Below are 19,861 nucleotides of genomic sequence, written 5' to 3' on the forward strand. Positions count from 1 at the left end.
TTTATTCAAAAAACTTTCGCCAATCGGAATCTTCGTTATTTTTCTTCTTCGACCGCTTCACGGCAGTTTCGTCCGAACGGCGTTTGCGCGGCTTATCGAAACGCTCAGCACGAGCTCCGCGCTCGCTGCGTCCTTTCCCCGCAGACTTACGTCCTCTGCGCTCTTCTGTGGCAGAAGCGTCCCTATCGGCATTATCCACAACGACGGGACGATCGCCTACCTTGGCGCGGCGCATCTTTTTGAGAACGAAATCGGCATCGCCTTCGGGAACTTCGAAGAAAGAACAATTCTGCGTCAAATCAATACGCCCGATTTCTACATTGCCTTTCACATGGCGATTGATAAGGTTGATAATTTCCCGAGCGTAGAAATTATCACGCTTGCCTAAATTGATAAACAATCGAGTATAACCTGCTTCAGCGCGGCGCGGTCCGTCTTCACGGCGTCCACGACGTGAGAAACCGCCTCCTTCATCGTGTTTACCGCCACGATCTTTTGGCTGTAAAATTTCCGGTGCGCTGGCGTAATACTTCAGGAACTGTCCAAAGGCATCTGCAACAACGCGCTTCACGAGGTCTTCCTTTGTGAGCCAATCAAGCTTGCGAAGCACTTCGGGCATGAAGGGTGCAATTTCGTTTTCGTCGACCTCCTGGCGTTCCAAGCGGTCGATGACGTGATAGAGCTGCTTGGTACAAATTTCCTTGGGTTCTGGCAGAACGCCAACCTCAAACTCTTTGCCCAGAATACGCTCTATGGCGCGTACTTTTCCTTTTTCACGCTGGTGGATAATACAGATACTCGTACCTCGCTTACCTGCACGCCCCGTTCGGCCGCTGCGATGGGTATAGCTCTCAATGTCGTCGGGCAATCCGTAGTTGATAACGTGGGTCAGATCGTCCACGTCCAAGCCACGAGCAGCTACGTCGGTTGCCACAAGCAGCTGAATGGTGTGCTGGCGGAACTTCTGCATCGTCAGGTCGCGCTGCGCCTGGCTCAAGTCGCCATGGAGCGCTTCGGCATTATAGCCGTCGCGAATCAAGTTATCTGCCACCTCTTGCGTCTCCATACGTGTCCGACAGAACACTATGGCGAAGATACGCGGATAATAGTCCACCACACGTTTCAGTGCCGCATATTTATCGCGCGCCTGCACCATGTAGTAGACATGATTAACCTTCTCGGCCCCCTCATTACGGGAACCGACAACAATTTCTTTATGGTTGTGGAGATAGTTCTTTGCAATGTTTTCCACCTCTTTACTCATCGTGGCCGAGAACAACAATGTGTTTCTCTCCTCAGGCACTCCCGCAAGAATAGCATCAATACTCTCCGAGAAACCCATATTGAGCATTTCATCGGCTTCATCAAGCACCACGTTCTGTACTTCGTCCAAACGAGCTACACCTCGATTCATCAAATCGATCAAGCGACCAGGCGTAGCCACAATAACTTGCGCTCCTTTTTTCAGCGCACGTATCTGACTGTCGATACTGGCACCGCCATAAACAGCCTGCACATGAAGGCCGTCGATATAGCGGGAATAGTCTTTCAAATCGTCTGCAATTTGCAGGCAGAGCTCACGCGTGGGGCTTAGCACTACTGCCTGTGTGTGTCGGCTACTGGGATTCACCTTTTGCAAAATGGGCAGCCCGTAAGCTGCCGTCTTACCCGTTCCCGTTTGAGCAAGCGCAATCACGTCGTTGTTCTCGCCTAAAAGATAGGGAATCACTTCTTCTTGAACGGGCATAGGTTGTTCGTATCCCAGTTCTTCCACAGCGCGGCGGATAGCCTCCGAAACGCCGAGTTCTTCAAATGTCTTCAAATCAATGTCTTTTGTAATCGCGGCAAAGGTACACCTATAATAAGGAAGTACAAAATAAATTATCAACGGAAGTCTTGTATTCTCGTTCTCTTTTGTCTTGAATTATTGACAATTCTAATCTTTTTTCTCACCAGCATGGAGAGAATCTTACCCCATGAGCAGAAAAAGGAAGGAGAAGACACACTTGCACATTCCGAGAAAAGTCCTTATCTTTGTTCGTTTAAACCAGTATGGAAACAAATATGGAAAAATTGCTCCATTACGTTTGGCAACACCGAATCTACCCTCTCGGAACGTTGCACACGGAAGACGGCGCCGAGATTGACATCATAGATCCCGGTCTCCATAACTTCAACGCTGGGCCCGACTTCTTTAACGCAAAAGTGAAAATAGGTGGGAAATTGTGGGTGGGAAACGTTGAAATTCACGAACGTGCTTCTGACTGGTTTAGACATCAGCACCAACAGGACGCGGCATACAACAACGTCGTTCTCCATGTCGTTTCCGTTGCCGATGAGCAGGCACTTACGCTCGACGGTAAATCCTTGCCTCAACTCGTACTTACGGTTCCGCCTGAGATTCTCTGCAACTATAAAGAATTGCTCCACGAAGACACTTTCCCTCCCTGCTATCGCATCATTCCTCACCTCCCCGACATCAAAAAACACGCTTGGTTGGCCGCTCTGACGGCTGAGCGCTTGGAGGACAAGACCAACCGCCTACGTAACTATCTACAACGCACGTACAACGATTGGGAGCGCACGTTCTTCATCACCTTAGCTCGCAATTTCGGCTTCTCGGTCAATTCTGAAGCTTTCGAAGAATGGGCCTTTCTCATTGAGCCAAGCGCTGTGGGAAAACATCGTGACAATGCGTTCCAGGTGGAGGCTTTCTTTTTCGGACAAGCAGGCTTGCTAGATGATGCAGCAGTGGCGCAAGAGCGTCGCGATGATTATTTTTGCCGTCTGCAAAAGGAATACACCTTTCTAAAGCACAAATTCTCGCTCACACCAATGGATTTCCACCATTGGAAGTTCCTCCGACTCCGCCCACAAAACTTCCCCCACGTTCGCTTGTCGCAACTTGTAGATCTCTACTTCCGGCAAGGCGTCAACTTCTCCCGAATCCTCGAAGCACGCAATCTGGACAGCCTTCGCTCCCTGTTGCGCGCTGAAGCAACGGACTATTGGCGGCGCCACTATACCTTCGGCATTGACTCCGTTGAGAACTCGAAGCAGTTGCAGAATGCCAGTCTCGATTTGATTATCATTAACACCGTTGCTCCGCTGCTCTTCACCTACGGAAAGGAACGTCTCGACGAAAGCCTTTGTGAACGCGCTTTCAACCTATTAGAAGAGACACGAACAGAGCACAATTTCATCACGCGCTCTTGGGCAGCAGCAGGACTTCCTGCACGCAATGCGGCCGACTCCCAAGCCCTCATCCAGCTGAAGCGGGAATACTGCGACAAGCGCGACTGCATCCGCTGTCGGTTCGGTTCTGAATACTTACGCAAAACTTTATAATTATATATATATATAATAATGACACCTATTTTTGAACTTACACTTAAAGTGCGCGACTATGAATGCGACATTCAAGGAATCGTTAACAATGCTAACTACCAACATTACACAGAACACACGCGTAATGAATTTATTCGGTCGCGCGGACTTGCTTTTGATGAGCTGCATCGCCGCGGCATCGACACAGTGGTGGCTCGCTTAGAAATGCAATTCAAAACACCGCTCCGCCCCGGCGATGAATTTCTCTCACAGCTCTCTGTTCGCAGAGAAGGCATCAAATACGTTTTTGAACAGCAACTCCTTCGCCTTCCCGACCACCAACTCTGCTTGAAAGCCCAAACCACGGTGGTTGCTATCGTCAACGGCCGTCTGGGCGACTGTGAAGAGCTTCAAGAACTCATTCCTTAAGCTACTGCTCTACTGCAAAAAAATATTTTTGCCTATCTGATCTCTATGAACGAACAACATTTCCTTCTCGCTCTCTCTCGCTTGCGTGGCTGTAGCCAAGCGCAAGCGCTGGAAGCTTATCAAACTTTTGGTTCGGCGCAGGCCGTATTTGAAAAGGGTAAAGAGGGACCTGAAAAGCTAAGGGCTGCACTAAAAAATGCGCCCGAAGCTTTGAAATGGGCAGAACAGCAGGCGGAATTCTGCCGAAGTAAATCCATCCGCATCCTTAGCTTTGATGATGCAGACTATCCCGAACGTTTGCGCAACTGTGCTGATGCTCCGCTTCTCCTTTTCTATCGCGGAACGGCACAGCTCAATGCGCCGCACATCCTATCTGTCGTAGGAACACGTCATATCACGGAATACGGCAAAGACCTCTGCCGTCATCTTCTGCAAGATCTTGCACAACTCTTGCCTGACACACTCATCGTCAGCGGCCTTGCCTATGGCGTCGACATTCACGCCCACCGCAATGCCTTAGACCATCACTTGCCCACAGTGGGCGTATTGGCGCACGGCTTGGACCGCATCTACCCTGCCTCCCATCGCGACACGGCTATACGTATGCTGGAGGCGGGCGGACTACTCACGGAATATCCTTCCAACACAAAGCCTGACAAGGGCAACTTTGTGCGCCGTAACCGCATTGTGGCAGGCATTGCAGATGCCACAATCGTTGTGGAAAGTGCGGCAAAAGGGGGCGCACTCATCACGGCGCATCTGGCGCAGAACTACAACCGCGATGTCTTTGCTTATCCTGGGTGCATTGGCGACCCGTATTCTGAGGGCTGCAACCGCATTATCGCGCAACAAACGGCACAACTGGTCACCTCGGCCGAGGATATAACGCTAGCACTGCAGTGGACGCAACAGGAAACGCTGCAACCCATTCAGCGCGAACTTTTCCCCGAGCTTTTGCCTGAAGAAGAATGCATCTGCAAGAGTCTTGCCGATGGTCACCCCCATACGATTTCCAACCTTGTCACGGCAACGGCTCTCCCTTTCAATAAAGTCAATACGCTGCTCCTATCTATGGAATTACGCGGCCTTATCAAAGTCCTTCCAGGTGGTATGTACAGACTGCTAAAATAAGTCCTTACCACACCACCTCCAGCTCTGCCTATCAGGCTGATGCTTAAGTATTTAAGCAGCTTTATAACAATACTAAACAAACAGAAAATATCTGTAAAAACAGCTCACTCTTTGGTCAGTACCAAAGAGTTTTTTTATATTCGCATATTCACACTAAAACTTACGATTATGACAGGAAAGAGGAAAAATATAATAAGAAATACACTCATGCTGATTGCTTTAGTGTCCGTCCTTACTGCTTGTGCCACAGCGCAAGGTATTTCAGGACAGAAACAGGCAGAAAAGGCGGAACAAGTTTCTACTACTGTGCAACGTATGCTCAACGCTAAACATTTCACATTAAGCGTCAATAATATGCACCCTGCCAGCGCATCGAGTAAATACGTTGGCGGAGAGTTCTTTCTTGAGGTCAAGGGCGATACGCTGCGCAGCTATCTCCCCTATTTCGGAACGGTCTATCGCTCGTCCTACAATGCGGGTAACGCTCTGGATTTCGAGCAGAAAATGGAAAGTTTTCAGCAGGTTCGGAAGAAGAAAAATTGCACCACCATTTACATTTCCGTACGTACCGCAGAAGATTTCTTCAAATACACACTCAACATCTTCGACAATGGGCGCTTCGATCTGTACGTACAACCTGTCCATCGCCAACCTATCTCCTACGACGGCGAACTCAAACTCTAAACGTTTTCACACGCAACGCATAAGTTTCTAACACTAGAACAGCCATATATACATACTTCGAACTCGTCATTTTCCTTATTGTGCCAGCTGACATCCTTATTCTGTCAGCTGGCTTCTTTATTGTGTCAGCCGACGCCCTTATTGTAGCAACGCACACCTTAAAGATGGCCATCATTGAGCACCTTTTACGCAAAAAAGTTGTCTCCCGTTCGCATTTTCTCACTGAAATACACCCCAAAAGTCAAACAAAAAAACTCTCTATTCTATTCCTCTGCCGATAGTTCAAAACATCGCAAAAGAAAAGGACAAATGAGTTATACAACAAATCTATATAGAGATTTTCTTTTGACATGTATAGTTTTTACTACATTTGCCCATCAACAAAACTAAGCGTTTATGAAAATTCTCAAGTTTTTAATGGCTGCTTTTCTGTGCGTTAATAGCCTATCAGCCCAAGAATATGTAGGTGGCGACATCTCGCTTCTTCCTAAATACGAACAGCATGGAGCTAAATATTTCGACCATGATGGGCGTCCCGTGACGGATGTCATCGCCTTCTTCAAGCAACAAGGACTCAACTCTATGCGTATGCGCCTCTTTGTTAATCCGGAAAATGCTTCGGCAACAGACAAGGGACAGGGTGTCTGTCAAGACCTTGATTTTGTCAAAAATCTCGCTAAACGAATCAAAACAGCGGGAATGTCACTGATACTTGACCTCCACTACTCCGACTCTTGGGCTGATCCTGCCAAACAATGGACACCAAAGGCTTGGGAACAGCTGAACGACGAAAGACTATACACAGAAATCTACAAATACACGGTAGATGTGCTTCAAGAACTCGTGGAGGTTGGTGCTACGCCAGATTTCATCCAAACAGGCAACGAAATCAGCTACGGCATGCTCTGGGGAAAAGAAGGCTCACAAGACCACAGATGCTACATCGGCAACACAGCAAATTGGGCGCGCTTCACCACACTGCTAAAACGCGCAGCGCAGGCTTGCAGAGAAATTTGTCCCCATGCAAAAATAATTCTCCACACCGAACGGACTTTGCAGCCCGAAGTGCAAGAAAATTTCTATCAGAAAATGACTGAAGCGAGTGTAGACTATGATATCATCGGATTGAGCTACTACCCTGCTTATCACAGCACGCTCACCTCATTAGATAAGGCACTAACGGCTCTTGAAAATAAGTTTAGCGATAAGAAAATCATGATTGTCGAAACGGGCTATCCCTATGCCTGGCCTGTAGGCGGAACAACCTACGACTTGACGGACACTTACCCCTACTCTGATGCGGGACAAGAACTTTTCACCAAGGCACTCATCGCTACACTCCACAATCATCAGAATGTCAACGGCCTATATTGGTGGTTTCCTGAAGCCAACGAGAACGGATTGGATTGGATGTCAAACCGTGTAACAGATTCCTGGTACAATGCTCCTTTGTTCGACAACCGTACGGGACGAGCCACTTCTGCACTTTCTGCACTGAAATCGTTTTTACAACCCACTTCTGGCATCACAGCTCTGTCGACGTCAACAGCAGACAGTAGCTGGTACACGTTGCAAGGTCTCCGCATCAGCCGCCCACAGAGTTCTGGGCTTTATTTAATGCAAAATCAAAAGATTCTCATAAGATAAATCTACCATACAATACCCTTAAGAGCCCCGCCACTACTTACCTCCCAAGAGAGGATAAAAGTATGGCGGGGCTCTGACTAATAATCCTCTGACTTTCACATAATCGCGTATTTTTCGTAATTTTGCGGGCTGAAAGAAAAGAAACTGAATGAACGCAGAATTTAATTTCGATGTCATTGTCATTGGAGCGGGCCATGCTGGATGCGAGGCGGCCAACGCTGCAGCCCGCATGGGGGCGAAGACCTGCTTGGTGACGATGGATATGAACAAAATTGCACAAATGTCGTGTAATCCGGCCATTGGCGGCATCGCCAAGGGGCAGATTGCGCGCGAAGTGGATGCGCTGGGAGGCTTGATGGGCATCGTGACAGATGCTTCGGCCATACAATTCCGAATGCTCAACCGCTCCAAAGGTCCTGCCATGTGGAGTCCGCGCGCACAGTGCGACCGCGCACGCTACATTCAGGAAATGCGCATCCTATTGGAGAATACACCCAATCTTCATATCTGGCAGGACGAAGCCCGCGAAATCCTCGTTGAAAACGGACAAATCACGGGCGTACGTACCATTTGGGACATCGTCCTTCATGCTCGCACCGTAATCATCACTGCAGGAACATTCTTGAATGGCCTGATGCACATCGGACGCAGCAAGGTGGAAGGCGGAAGGTGCGCCGAACCAGCTTCAAAGTTTTTAACCGAATCCATCGAGCATTTCGGCATACGTAAAGCGCGTATGAAGACAGGTACTCCCGTACGTATCGACAAACGTTCAGTACACTTGGAAGAAATGGGCTTAGAACCCGGTGAAACCGACTATCATCGCTTTTCCTATATCGGACCACAACGCAAACTACCCCAGCTCCCCTGCTGGACATGTAATACAAACGAAGAAGTACACGAAATTCTTCGTTCGGGACTGGCTGACTCTCCGCTCTACAACGGACAAATCCAAAGCATCGGCCCGCGCTATTGCCCGAGTATCGAAACAAAATTGGTAGTATTTCCTGACAGAGAAAGCCACCCCTTATTCCTCGAACCAGAAGGAGTAGAGACCAACGAATTATACCTAAATGGTTTCTCTTCAAGTCTGCCCATGGACATCCAGCTGCAAGCACTAAAACGCATTCCGTGCTTCCGCGATGTAAAACTCTATCGTCCTGGCTACGCCATCGAGTATGATTTCTTTGACCCCACCCAACTAAAACATTCGTTGGAATCGAAAAAAGTGGACGGCCTCTTCTTTGCCGGACAGGTCAATGGAACTACGGGCTACGAGGAAGCAGCAGGACAAGGTTTGCTTGCAGGTATTAACGCCGTACTCAAATGCGGCGGTAGCGAAGCCTTAACGCTTCACCGCGACGAAGCTTATATCGGTGTCTTAGTGGACGACCTTGTAACAAAAGGTGTGGACGAACCCTACCGTATGTTTACTTCTCGCGCAGAATATCGCATCCTGCTGCGTCAAGACAATGCTGACGCTCGCCTCACACCCATTTCATCGCGCCTTGGAATCGCCACACCTGAGCGTACCGCTATTTGGGAAGAGAAAAAGAAGAACATCGATAAAATCATTTCTTTCTGCCATAACTATTCCATAAAGACCGAAAAAATCAACCCGTTCTTGGAGCAGCATAACTCCACGCCATTGCAACGCGGATGCAAACTTTTCGATCTTTTAGTGCGCCCCGAACTCAATCTTTCTGTATTATCCGATGAAATAGGCAAATTGCGCGAAATCATCGAAAGCTTCGACAACAAGAAAGAAGAGATCGCCGAAGCAGCAGAAATAGAAATGAAATACTCCGGATACATCGAGCGAGAGAAACAATTGGCCGAAAAAATGCAACGCTTAGAGGCTATTAAAATAAAAGGCAACTTCAACTATGAGGAATTAAGTTCTCTCTCCACAGAAGCCCGCCAAAAACTGACAGCCTTACAACCAGCAACGCTCGGACAAGCTAGTCGCATCCCCGGAGTATCCCCTTCAGATATTAGTGTACTATTGGTGTTATTAGGACGATAATACCGATAAAAAGGTATATTCTTATTAAGTTCCACGTGAAACAAAAACTCAGAAACCTCAAGAAATAAAGGAAATTATGAACGAGAAGTTGTTGCTTAACAACCTGCGAAACATTCCCGATTACCCAAAAGCCGGGATACAGTTTCAAGATGTCTCCACGCTATTTAAGAACCCTGATTGCGTGAAAGAGATAAAAGAAGAATTAGTACGTATCTACAAAGACAAAGGTATAACTAAAGTTGTCGGCGTTGAATCGCGCGGCTTCGTCATGGGCGGAATCCTGGCCAGCGAATTAGGAGCCGGCTTCGTTATGGCCCGCAAACCGGGCAAACTCCCTGCGCTAACGTGCAAGGCCTCCTACAAAAAAGAATACGGCTACGACACGATAGAGATTCACACAGACGCAATCGAGGAAGGAGATGTTGTATTGATCCACGACGACCTTCTGGCAACAGGCGGAAGTATGCAAGCCGTTTACAACCTTTGTGCGCATTTCAAACCGAAGAAGATATACATCAACTTCCTTATTGAATTGGCAATGGAAGGGTTACACGGACGTGAGACTTTAGGGGCAGATAAGGACATCACTACCCTCGTCACCGTTCGTCGGTAAACACGAGCGGAGAAAACGCTCTATCCAACAAACACAACGGACCTGCCGTACGCTCGCTGTACCGCAGGTCCGATTCGGTCCATATCGGTTAAGAAATCTTCGCATATGAAAAAAGAAGAACGCGTTAAAATCGACGAATATCTCAAAGGAATCGTCCAGAGCCTCCCCGACTCGCCCGGATGCTATCAGTATCTGAACGAGAAAGGTGTCATCATATATGTGGGCAAAGCTAAGAACCTGAAACGCCGCGTAAGTTCGTACTTCAATAATCCAAAGCAAACCTACAAGACGCAATTTTTAGTGCCAAAGATTCGGGACATTCGCTACATCGTTGTAGATACGGAGGAAGACGCCCTACTTCTGGAGAACAAACTTATCAAAAAATACAAGCCGCACTATAATGTGCTGTTCAAAGACGATAAGACCTACCCGTCGCTGGCCATTACCAACGAATACCTACCTCGGCTCGTCAAAGTGAGGAAAAGGACGGGCAAAGGCGCACAATTCTTCGGGCCATACAGCCATACGCCCACCATGTACGCGCTGTGGGACCTCTGCAAAGGTCTCTACAAGCCACGGCCGTGCCACACGGCTATGACGCGCGAGGGGATAGAGGCAGGCAAGTATGAAGTTTGTTTGGAATACCACCTACATAAGTGTTTAGCCCCATGCGTAGGACGTCAGAGCCGACAGGACTATATCAACAACATAGAAGCTTGTCGCGAGATTCTGAAAGGCAATACTGCCGAAGTGGCGCGAAAGATGAAAGAACAGATGATGGCCTTGGCCGCAGAACTACGTTTTGAGGAGGCAGAACTCGTCAAGCGACAATACATGATGATAGAGAACTACCGCGCAAAGAGCCAGGTGATCAGCGACGTTCTCTACAATATAGACGTTTTCAACATTGAAAGCGAGGAAAAACTGGCTTATATCAACTATCTACACGTGGTGAATGGCGCTATCGTGCAAGCTTTCACTTTTGAATACAAGAAGAAACTCGACGAAACGGACGAGGAACTACTGGCGATGGGCATTGTTGAAATGCGCGACCGCTATGAGAGCGACAGCAAAGAGATTATTGTACCATTCCATGTGGACTTACCCGACGACTACGCCCTCCAAACTATCCCGCAACGCGGCGATAAAAAGAAATTGCTCGACTTATCGAAGCTGAACGTAAAGCAGTACCGATTCGACCGCCTAAAGCAGGCAGAGAAGCTCAATCCAGAACAAAAGTCTGTGCGCCTCATGAAAGAAATCCAGCGCGATTTAGGACTTGAAAAACTCCCCTATCACATCGAACTCTTTGATAATTCCAACATCCAAGGCGAAGACGCCGTGGCCGCCTGCGTGGTCTTTGAGAAACTAAAACCTTGTAAGAAAGAATACCGCAAGTATAACATCAAAACCGTGGTAGGACCTGACGATTACGCCTCCATGAAAGAAGTTGTTTTCCGCCGCTATAGCCGACTCAGAGAAGAAGGAAAGAAGATGCCCGAACTGATTATAGCCGACGGCGGAAAAGGCCAGATGGAAGTTATCCGCGAAGTAGTGGAAGACGCCTTAGGCCTCGACATCCCCATTGCAGGCTTGGCCAAAGACGATCGCCACCGCACGCGCGAGCTCCTTTTCGGATTTCCTCCCAAGAGCGTCGGAATGAAGGCCGACAGCGAACTTTTCCGCCTACTCACACGTATGCAGGACGAAGTACACCGCTTCGCCATCACCTTCCACAGGCAAAAACGCTCGAAACGTCAGACCAAATCAGAACTTGATACGATCCCAGGCGTAGGTGCAAAGACCAAAGAGCTCCTCATCAAGACTTTCGGCTCTGTGAAACGTATCAAAGAAGCCAGTTTGCAGCAGCTGCAAGTGGTTGTAGGGCACGCAAATGGGCAGAAACTATTTGAAAATCTCCACTCCAATAAGGAAAATCACGAATAAGTTTGTACATTTGCTAACAGTATTATGCGAACAGTCATTCAAAGAGTTTCTCACGCCTCCGTAACCATAGATGGTTGCGTACACGGCAGCATCCAGCAAGGATTTCTTATACTCCTCGGCATCGAGCCTTCAGACACCGAAGCAGACGCCGACTGGTTGGCGAAAAAAGCAGCAGGCCTACGCGTCTTTGACGATGAGGAAGGCATCATGAACCGCGACATCGTCAGCATTGGAGGTAATGCGCTCGTTGTGAGCCAGTTCACACTGATGGCGAGCTACAAGAAAGGCAACCGTCCCTCCTATCTGCGCGCTGCTGGCCATGATATCGCCGTCCCGCTCTATGAATACTTCTGCCAACGCCTTTCGGAATACATTGGAAATCAAGTAGAAACAGGCGTTTTCGGGGCAGATATGAAAGTAGAGCTCCTAAATGATGGGCCGGTAACCATTTGTATGGACACGAAGAACAAAGAATAAGACAGAAAAAAATGATCTAAAATACGAGAGAAGCATTCTCAACACTCTGTTAATCAATCATTTTCATATACATTCCCAAGCAAACAAGATATGACATTAGAAGAAGCCCAGGCAACTGTGGACAAGTGGATCAAAGAATATGGTGTTCGCTATTTCTCAGAGCTTACGAACATGGCGTGCCTTACGGAAGAAGTAGGCGAACTGGCCCGCGTCATTAGCCGCAAATATGGCGACCAAAGTTTCAAAGCGGGCGAATCGCAAGACCCTGCCGATGAGATGGCCGACATCCTATGGGTGCTACTCTGCCTCGCCAATCAGACTGGCGTGAACCTCACGGAAGCTTTTGAGCGCAATATGGAAAAGAAAACACGTCGCGATGCTACGCGACACAAAAATAATCCCAAACTAACATCTAATCATTAAAATCAAATGAATATGGCTGAAAAAGATTTGCACATTCAGAAAGATGCAAGCCAAACTTCAAGTATGAGCAAGTATGAACAGGCGTTTCAGAAATACGACCTACAGCTCAACGACGACACGGTGAAAGCCGCCGTAAAGAAGCTCCTCGAGGAGAAATCAGCTCAGTACAACACGCCAGAAGTGCTCCGCTATTTGTTGAGCACCATTGAGCTAACCACGCTCACCTGCAACGACTCCGACGAGAGTGTACTAGCCATGGTGGAGAAGTATAATAAAGTGGCCGAAAATCACCCCGATCTCCCCTCCTTCTCTGCACTCGTCACCTATCCTCGCTTTATGGACATCGTGTCCAAGAGCCTCGAAGTGGAAGGCACTAAAGCTGCCTGCGTTGTAGGTGGTTTCCCTTCCTCACAAACGTTTATAGAAATCAAAACCTCCGAGACAGCCCTCGCCATCAAAGACGGCGCAGAGGAGTGCGACATGGTGCTCTCTGTCGGTCCCTTCCTTCAAGGCGACTACGAGACTTGTGCCGATGAGATTGAAGAAATCAAAGCCGTTTGCGGAGAAGTGCCTCTGAAGGTTATCCTTGAGACCGGCGAGCTCAAAACAGCTGCCAACATCAAGCGCGCAAGTATCCTGTCCATGTACGCAGGTGCAGACCTCATCAAGACCAGCACGGGGAAGACTCCCGTATCGGCAACTCCCGAGGCAGCTTACGTCATGTGTCAGGCCATTAAGGAATACAACAATGAAACAGGCCGCATGGTCGGTTTTAAGGCTTCTGGCGGCGTTTCTACCCCCCAAGATGCAGTTCTATACTATACCATCGTTCGCGAGATTTTAGGCGAAGAATGGATAAAGGCCGGCCTTTTCCGCATCGGAACCAGCTCTCTGGCATCACGCCTATTGACGGCAGTCACGGGTGAAGAATTCGAGAAATTCTAAACCTCTGTCAAAATTATAACCTAAAAAGTATCCGCAGCATCTCCTTTCAGATGTTGCGGATACTTTATTTTTGCGAGAATCAAAGCCTGTCACCACACAGCAAAACAAGGAAAAACACACATTGCAAAAGGCTATATTTCAACACCTTAAAGATGGGGAAAAATATCCTTATTGTGTCAGCTGACGCAATAAGGATGTCAGTTCATACAATAAGGATGTCGGCTGACATCCTTATTGTATTTTTGGAGGGAATAAGAGTATTGCAGAGGACGATTGAGCAAGGCTGTGACAAAGCTTTTTCGCCGCCTCACAAGTCCTATAAAAAGTCAAGAAATAACTTATAAATTGCGACCTATCGTAAAGTCGAGATAGCGCAGAAGGGCTTCGCGAACCTCGGTGTTTTGGAAAAGCTCCAATATGCCTAAGGCCTCTGTGTGCAGACGCTCCATAGTGTTCCGCGCATAGTCGATGCCGCCAGCTTGTTTGGTATATTCCACCAGTTCGGATATTTCTTCGCGCGTGGCAGTCCCCGCCTTCACCTTTGCGGCCCAATCGCGAACATCTTGACGCTCGGTGTGATTAACAGCATAAATAGCCGGTAGTGTGAGCTTCCCTTCGGCCATGTCATTCCCCGTAGGTTTCCCGATGTTAGAATCCTCGTAATAGTCGAAAATATCGTCGCGAATTTGGAAACAAACGCCCACGATTTCAGCAAATTTGGAGATTTTCTCAGCAAGCGGTTCGGGTGCTCCAGCACTCAAAGCTCCCAGGCGCGCACAAGCCGTGAAGAGAGCCGCCGTCTTGCGCTGAATGATATGAAAATAAGCCTCTTCGGTGCTCACCTCGCTACGGATATTGGCCAACTGGCGCACTTCTCCCTCAGAGAGCGTTCCGCCCAAGAGAGCAATAAGATCCACGATACGCACATCCTTTGTCAGCGCAGCCTGATGAAGCGTAACTGCCAGGATATAGTCGCCCACGAGCACTGCCACTTTGTTGCCATAGGCGGCATTCATACTGGCGTGTCCGCGGCGTTTACCGCTTTCGTCAACAACATCATCGTGAATCAAACTGGAAGTGTGTAGCAACTCAAGAGCTACAGCCGAACGGAGCGTGGCTTCGCAAATAGGACCAAATTCGCGGGCTACAAGCAAAACGAGAATGGGGCGCATCATCTTTCCCTGCCTACTGCCGACATACTGCAAGGCAGAGTTGAGATATTCGTCCTCGTGAGTGAAACAGCTATCAAATAAGGCTTTATATTCCTTTAGCTCGTTTTCAATCGGTTTGCGGATAAGTGATAATTGGTCCATTAGTATGCACGTTTTGAATCGCAAAAATACGAATTTAATCGTGATTGCGAACTAAATTATATCTGCAATCGGAACGGATACTTTAAATTAAGAACTTTTTATGCCAAAGAAAACGAAACAAAAAGCCGATAAGGAGACCCACAAAGCAGAGAGGGAGGAGTGATTTAAGCAGGTGGAAAGAGAGGAGAGTAAGGCCGAAATTGCTATATTTGCAACAAACAAAGCACAGCAATGAAGAAATTCTATCTCCTCGACGCTTACGCGCTGATCTATCGCGCCTACTATGGGCTCATCCGTAGTCCGCGTATCAATTCCAAAGGACAAAATACGAGTGCCATATTCGGATTCGTGAGCACCCTCAACGAGGTGTTGCAAAAGGAGCAACCCGACCTCTTGGCCATCGGCTTCGACCCCTCGGGGCAGACATTCCGCCACGAACTCTTCCCCGAATATAAGGCGCAGCGTGAGGCCACGCCAGAGGACATCAAAATGGCCGTCCCCATCATCAAGGAGCTCATCAAGGCCTACCGTATTCCCATCTTGGAAGTGCCTGGTTTCGAAGCCGATGACGTTATCGGAACGATGGCGAAAGCCGCAGTTCGCAAGGGCTACGAGGTACGCATGATTACGCCCGATAAGGACTATGCCCAACTTGTAGAACCCAACCTGCTGATGCAACGCCCTGGCCACGGCAATGTTCCTTGGGAAATTCTTGGCCCTCAAGAGGTGTGTGAGAAATATGGCTTGCAGTCGCCACTACAAGTCATCGACTATCTCGCACTCATGGGCGATGCTGCCGACAACATACCGGGCTGCCCTGGCGTTGGCCCAAAAACAGCCACCACCCTACTCCAGCAATTCGGATCTTGCGAGGACATCATCACACATAGTTCTGAACTGAAGGGAGCAGTAAGAAAGAAAATAGAAGAACATGTCGACGAAATTAAACTCTCGAAAGTCCTGACAACAATCAAGACCGACGTACCACTCCAATACGACTTTGAACAATTCAAAATAGAAGAGCCGGACAAAGAGGCTTTGCGACAAATTTTCACTGAGCTCGAATTTCGCTCTTTCCTCACAAAACTCGACGGACCTCAAAAATCCTCAAAATCTGCTCCCGTTGAGCTCTCTCTCTTTGGCTCAGAATCGACCGAAGATAAAGGAGATGATTCTGAACGCCTCTTTTCGCGATTAGAAAACCTATCTTACGAATACAAACTAGTTGATAATGAAACGGAAGCAAAGGAATTAGCCGATTTTTTATTGACAAATGAATTTTTCAGTCTAGACACGGAGACCACTTCCATAGAGGCATTGGACGCCAAATTAGTGGGATTGAGCTTTTCAACAGAGGATTTTCGCGCTTGGTACGTTCCCGTTTCACGTGAAACAGAGAAAGCTAAAAAAATCCTTGAAATTTTCCGCCCGGTGTATGAGAACCCGAAAATTTTGAAAGTCGGACAAAATCTCAAGTATGACCTCACGGTGCTGGCCAATTATGGCATTCATCTCTCCGGCCCTCTTTTCGACACGATGCTGGCTCACTATCTCATACAGCCAGAACTTCGCCACAATATGGATTATCTGGCTGAGATATACCTCAACTATAAAACCATCCACATTGAAGAACTGATTGGCCCTAAAGGACGCGGTCAGAAAAATATGGGCGACCTCGAGCCGAAGGATATTTATAAATACGCCTGCGAGGACGCCGACGTAACGCTACGCTTGATGAAACCACTGGCGGAAGAGTTGCGCAAAAACGGCGTTGAGGAAGTGTTCCAGAACATAGAGATGCCGCTGATGCCCGTCTTAGCGCGAATGGAGCGCAACGGGGTTGTGCTCGACACCGAGACCTTGAAGGAAGTGGAAAATGACTTTACGGCGCGTCTCCAGACTTTAGAAAAAGACATCTACGAACTGGCAGGACACGAGTTCACTATTAACTCTCCGCGACAAGTGGGAGAAGTGCTTTTCGGCGAACTAAAACTCTCCGAAAAGGTCAAGAAAACCAAGAGCGGGCAGTATTCCACCAGTGAGGAGGTGCTGCGCGATCTCCACTCGAAGCATCCTATCGTGCAGAAGATACTGGATTATCGCGGACTCAAGAAGCTTCTTTCCACCTACGTTGAAGCTCTTCCCAAACTCATCAATCCGGCCACAGGACACATCCATACCTCTTTCAATCAGGCCGTTACGGCCACGGGACGCCTCAGTTCTTCCAATCCGAACTTGCAGAATATCCCTGTGCGCGGCGAAGATGGTCGCGAAATTCGTAAGGCCTTTATCCCCGAGGCGGGAGAAATCTTTTTCTCTGCCGACTACTCCCAGATAGAGCTTAGAATTATGGCTCATTTGAGTGGAGATGAGCACATGATTGAGGCTTTCAATGCTGGCCATGACGTACATGCTGCCACGGCAGCCCGTATCTTCCACAAGGACATTAAGGACATCAGCAAGGACGAACGCCGGAAGGCCAAAACGGCTAATTTTGGTATCATCTACGGTATTAGTGCTTTCGGTTTGGCTGAACGTATGGATGTCTCTCGTACGGAAGCCAAGGAACTCATCGACTCCTATTTTGAGATGTATCCGAAGATAAAGGACTATATCTCAAAGGCCGTGGACACTGCGCGGGAGAAAGGCTACATCGAGACTGAGTTCGGCCGTCGCCGCTACCTCCCCGACATCAACAGCCGCAATGCCGTGGTGCGCGGCTACGCGGAGCGAAATGCCGTGAATGCACCCATCCAAGGGACGGCGGCAGATATCATCAAAATTGCTATGATTCGCGTGCAGCAGCGCTTAGATGCTGAAGGCTGCAAGGCACGCATGATGTTGCAGGTGCATGACGAATTGAACTTCAGCGTTCCTGCTGATGAGTTCGATAAGGTGAAGCGCATCGTCATTGAAGAAATGCAAGGAGCTTATAAGATGAGCGTTCCCCTCGAGGCAGATTGCGGTGAGGGCAAGAATTGGCTCGAAGCCCACTAACAGACACAACGAAGCGCGGAAGGATGTTGCTGGTTTGCCCTGTACTCCCCTTCCGCGCTTTGCCTATAAAAGCAACTGCCACCTATGAGGGAAACCTCAACAGGTGGCAGTTGTTATTATATAGAAATAGTTCGTTTATGCCTTAACAGCAGCTGCCAAACGGCGGCCCAATTCACGTGCGCGTTCCAATACGTCGGGGTTGGCGCCCTGCTTCCATTCCACCGGCGCATCCACCATCTCCATTTTCATACGTTCGTTGTATTTCTCCAGAATCTTAACGGCCTGACCAGCCCAAGAGAAACCGCCGAAAGCCGCCAGTACATGATTGCTGACCTTACGGCCGCAGAGGCGCTCCATCATATCGTTGACAACGGGGAAAAGCTCGCCGTTGTAAGTAGGTCCGCCAATGGCCAAACCTTTGTAGCGGAAAATGTCGCGGAGAACGTAGGAAGGCTGTGACACACTTAGATTGTGCACCACAATCTTGCGCACACCTGCTTCTGCAGCTCCTTCTGCAATCGCCTCGGCCACGCGCTGCGTATTGCCATACATAGACCCATAAGCCACCACGATACCTTCTTCGGTCTCGCCAGCCCCCAGACGGCGGTACAGCTCAATGATAGTGGAGATATGCTCTGTCCAAACCGGGCCGTGAGTAGAGCAAATCATCTCTATCTCCAGAGGCGCCAGTTTCTTGAGTCCTGCCAGCACTTGCGCGCCATATTTTCCCAGGATAGCAGCATAGTAGCGCTCCATTTCGGGAAGGTAGGATTCAGTGTCCATATCGCGATCGACGATGTTTCCATTCAGCGCACCGAAGCAGCCGAATACATCGCCAGAGAACAGCACCTTGTCTTCTTTCAGATAGCTTACCATGGTTTCGGGCCAATGCAACATCGGCACGAGATGGAACTGGAGCGTTGTGCTGCCCAAGCTCAATTCCGAGCCGTCGGTCACTTCCACATCGTCGGCCGTCGGTTCGCCGTAGAAACCTTCCACCATGCCGAACGTCTTTTTATTGCCCACTAATTTGACATCGGGGTAATACTTTCTAAGAAGACTAATGGAGCCGCTATGGTCTGGTTCCATGTGATTGATGACAAGGTAGTCGATCTTACGGTCGCCAAGGACAGCGTGCAGCTTATCAAGGAACTCGAGGAAGAAGTCAGCCTCAACGGTATCTATGAGGGCAACTTTCTCGTCGACAACTAAATAGCTATTATAGGACACGCCTTGCGGCAAATGCCACTGGCCTTCAAAGCGATGTTTTGTGCGGTCGTTCACACCGACATAGTAAATCTTATCTGTGAGTTGCATATCTTTGGATAATTTCTATCGTATATCTTTTTACCAGAAAGAAGGTTTTATAGATTCGCAACAAACTGTGAATCAACAACATACTATTTTTGTCGTCCCCCACCCTCTTTGGTTCGTTTTCCGTCTCTTTCTTACGGAGTGCAAAGATACAAAGAAAACAAGTATGCAACAAGATAGTAACGGCAAGATACCGAGAACGAGGTAGCAGCTTAAAGGAAATGCAGAACAACTCAACTCCATGCTTCGCCAACTCTCAGAAAATGAGCCATACAGCCTATTTCGCACATCGCCAAAGCCCACAAAATCTCTCCTTTCATAAGGATATCCGCCGGTAGAATAAGGATGTCAGCTGACACTATAAGGATGCCAGCCGACGCAATAAGGATGTCAGCTGACGCAATAAGGATGTCAGCTGACGCAATAAGGATATCCACGCACACAATAAGGAAGTCTACGCGCTGAGAATGGCGTATTTCGGGCCGGCGGGAGGCAAGATGGATTTCAAGCCATTCTCAGGGCCGTAGACTGCGAATTCTGTTTACAAAATACAAGCCTGCCGAACCACAGAAGAAGGAAGAAAAACAA

General features: G+C 48.5%; 15 protein-coding genes. 12 read left to right on the forward strand and 3 right to left on the reverse strand.

Features of this window, described 5'->3' with window-relative positions; translation table 11 throughout:
* Position 1: 1 nt before the first annotated feature.
* Positions 2-1,822, reverse strand: a complete 1,821-nt coding sequence (locus FHS60_RS02800) for a DEAD/DEAH box helicase (protein ID WP_244957409.1) — start codon at positions 1,820-1,822, stop codon at positions 2-4.
* A gap of 230 nt (positions 1,823-2,052) precedes the next feature.
* On the opposite strand from FHS60_RS02800, the gene FHS60_RS02805 reads away from it, so the two are divergent.
* The 11 genes from FHS60_RS02805 to deoC all read left to right on the forward strand — a co-directional run bounded on the left by FHS60_RS02805 (position 2,053) and on the right by deoC (position 13,649).
* Entirely contained in the window at positions 2,053-3,348 is a 1,296-nt protein-coding gene (locus tag FHS60_RS02805) for a DUF2851 family protein (protein ID WP_183694692.1), read from the forward strand.
* Positions 3,349-3,366: 18 nt separating this feature from the next.
* Positions 3,367-3,756: an acyl-CoA thioesterase gene (locus FHS60_RS02810; protein WP_009347595.1), complete on the forward strand. Its 390-nt coding sequence runs from the start codon at positions 3,367-3,369 to the stop codon at positions 3,754-3,756.
* 45 nt (positions 3,757-3,801) lie between these two features.
* Positions 3,802-4,887 carry a DNA-processing protein DprA gene (gene dprA / locus FHS60_RS02815; RefSeq protein ID WP_183694695.1) on the forward strand — a complete coding sequence of 362 codons (1,086 nt, stop codon included), beginning with the start codon at positions 3,802-3,804 and terminating at the stop codon, positions 4,885-4,887.
* Positions 4,888-5,094: 207 nt separating this feature from the next.
* Positions 5,095-5,571 (forward strand): DUF4251 domain-containing protein, encoded by a 477-nt coding sequence (locus FHS60_RS02820; protein ID WP_183694698.1) that lies wholly within the window; start codon positions 5,095-5,097, stop codon positions 5,569-5,571.
* Positions 5,572-5,967: 396 nt separating this feature from the next.
* A complete protein-coding gene (locus FHS60_RS02825) occupies positions 5,968-7,218 on the forward strand; it encodes a glycosyl hydrolase 53 family protein (RefSeq protein ID WP_183694701.1) in 1,251 nt (416 codons plus the stop codon).
* 148 nt (positions 7,219-7,366) lie between these two features.
* The gene (mnmG, locus tag FHS60_RS02830; protein WP_183694704.1) at positions 7,367-9,244 is read left to right on the forward strand and encodes a tRNA uridine-5-carboxymethylaminomethyl(34) synthesis enzyme MnmG; all 1,878 of its coding nucleotides are present in this window, start codon (positions 7,367-7,369) and stop codon (positions 9,242-9,244) included.
* Positions 9,245-9,320: 76 nt separating this feature from the next.
* Positions 9,321-9,857, forward strand: a complete 537-nt coding sequence (locus FHS60_RS02835) for an adenine phosphoribosyltransferase (RefSeq protein WP_009347590.1) — start codon at positions 9,321-9,323, stop codon at positions 9,855-9,857.
* A gap of 105 nt (positions 9,858-9,962) precedes the next feature.
* Entirely contained in the window at positions 9,963-11,804 is a 1,842-nt protein-coding gene (gene uvrC / locus FHS60_RS02840) for an excinuclease ABC subunit UvrC (RefSeq protein WP_183694707.1), read from the forward strand.
* A 24-nt stretch (positions 11,805-11,828) separates the two neighbouring features.
* The gene (gene dtd, locus FHS60_RS02845; protein ID WP_183694710.1) at positions 11,829-12,281 is read left to right on the forward strand and encodes a D-aminoacyl-tRNA deacylase; all 453 of its coding nucleotides are present in this window, start codon (positions 11,829-11,831) and stop codon (positions 12,279-12,281) included.
* A 90-nt stretch (positions 12,282-12,371) separates the two neighbouring features.
* The gene (locus FHS60_RS02850) at positions 12,372-12,704 is read left to right on the forward strand and encodes a nucleotide pyrophosphohydrolase (RefSeq protein WP_183694714.1); all 333 of its coding nucleotides are present in this window, start codon (positions 12,372-12,374) and stop codon (positions 12,702-12,704) included.
* Positions 12,705-12,716: 12 nt separating this feature from the next.
* Positions 12,717-13,649, forward strand: a complete 933-nt coding sequence (gene deoC, locus FHS60_RS02855; RefSeq protein WP_183694719.1) for a deoxyribose-phosphate aldolase — start codon at positions 12,717-12,719, stop codon at positions 13,647-13,649.
* A gap of 338 nt (positions 13,650-13,987) precedes the next feature.
* Here the strand turns inward: deoC and FHS60_RS02860 are convergent, their stop codons facing one another.
* Positions 13,988-14,962: a polyprenyl synthetase family protein gene (locus FHS60_RS02860; protein ID WP_183694722.1), complete on the reverse strand. Its 975-nt coding sequence runs from the start codon at positions 14,960-14,962 to the stop codon at positions 13,988-13,990.
* Between the two features lie 231 nt (positions 14,963-15,193).
* Between FHS60_RS02860 and polA the strand changes: the two genes are divergently transcribed.
* Positions 15,194-17,959 (forward strand): DNA polymerase I, encoded by a 2,766-nt coding sequence (polA, locus tag FHS60_RS02865; RefSeq protein WP_183694726.1) that lies wholly within the window; start codon positions 15,194-15,196, stop codon positions 17,957-17,959.
* A 135-nt stretch (positions 17,960-18,094) separates the two neighbouring features.
* Here polA and FHS60_RS02870 read toward each other — a convergent pair whose 3' ends face one another.
* A complete protein-coding gene (locus FHS60_RS02870) occupies positions 18,095-19,276 on the reverse strand; it encodes an FprA family A-type flavoprotein (protein WP_183694729.1) in 1,182 nt (393 codons plus the stop codon).
* Positions 19,277-19,861 lie beyond the last annotated feature (585 nt).

Source organism: Alloprevotella rava, assembly GCF_014195585.1.
GTDB classification, from domain to species: Bacteria; Bacteroidota; Bacteroidia; order Bacteroidales; family Bacteroidaceae; genus Alloprevotella; species Alloprevotella rava.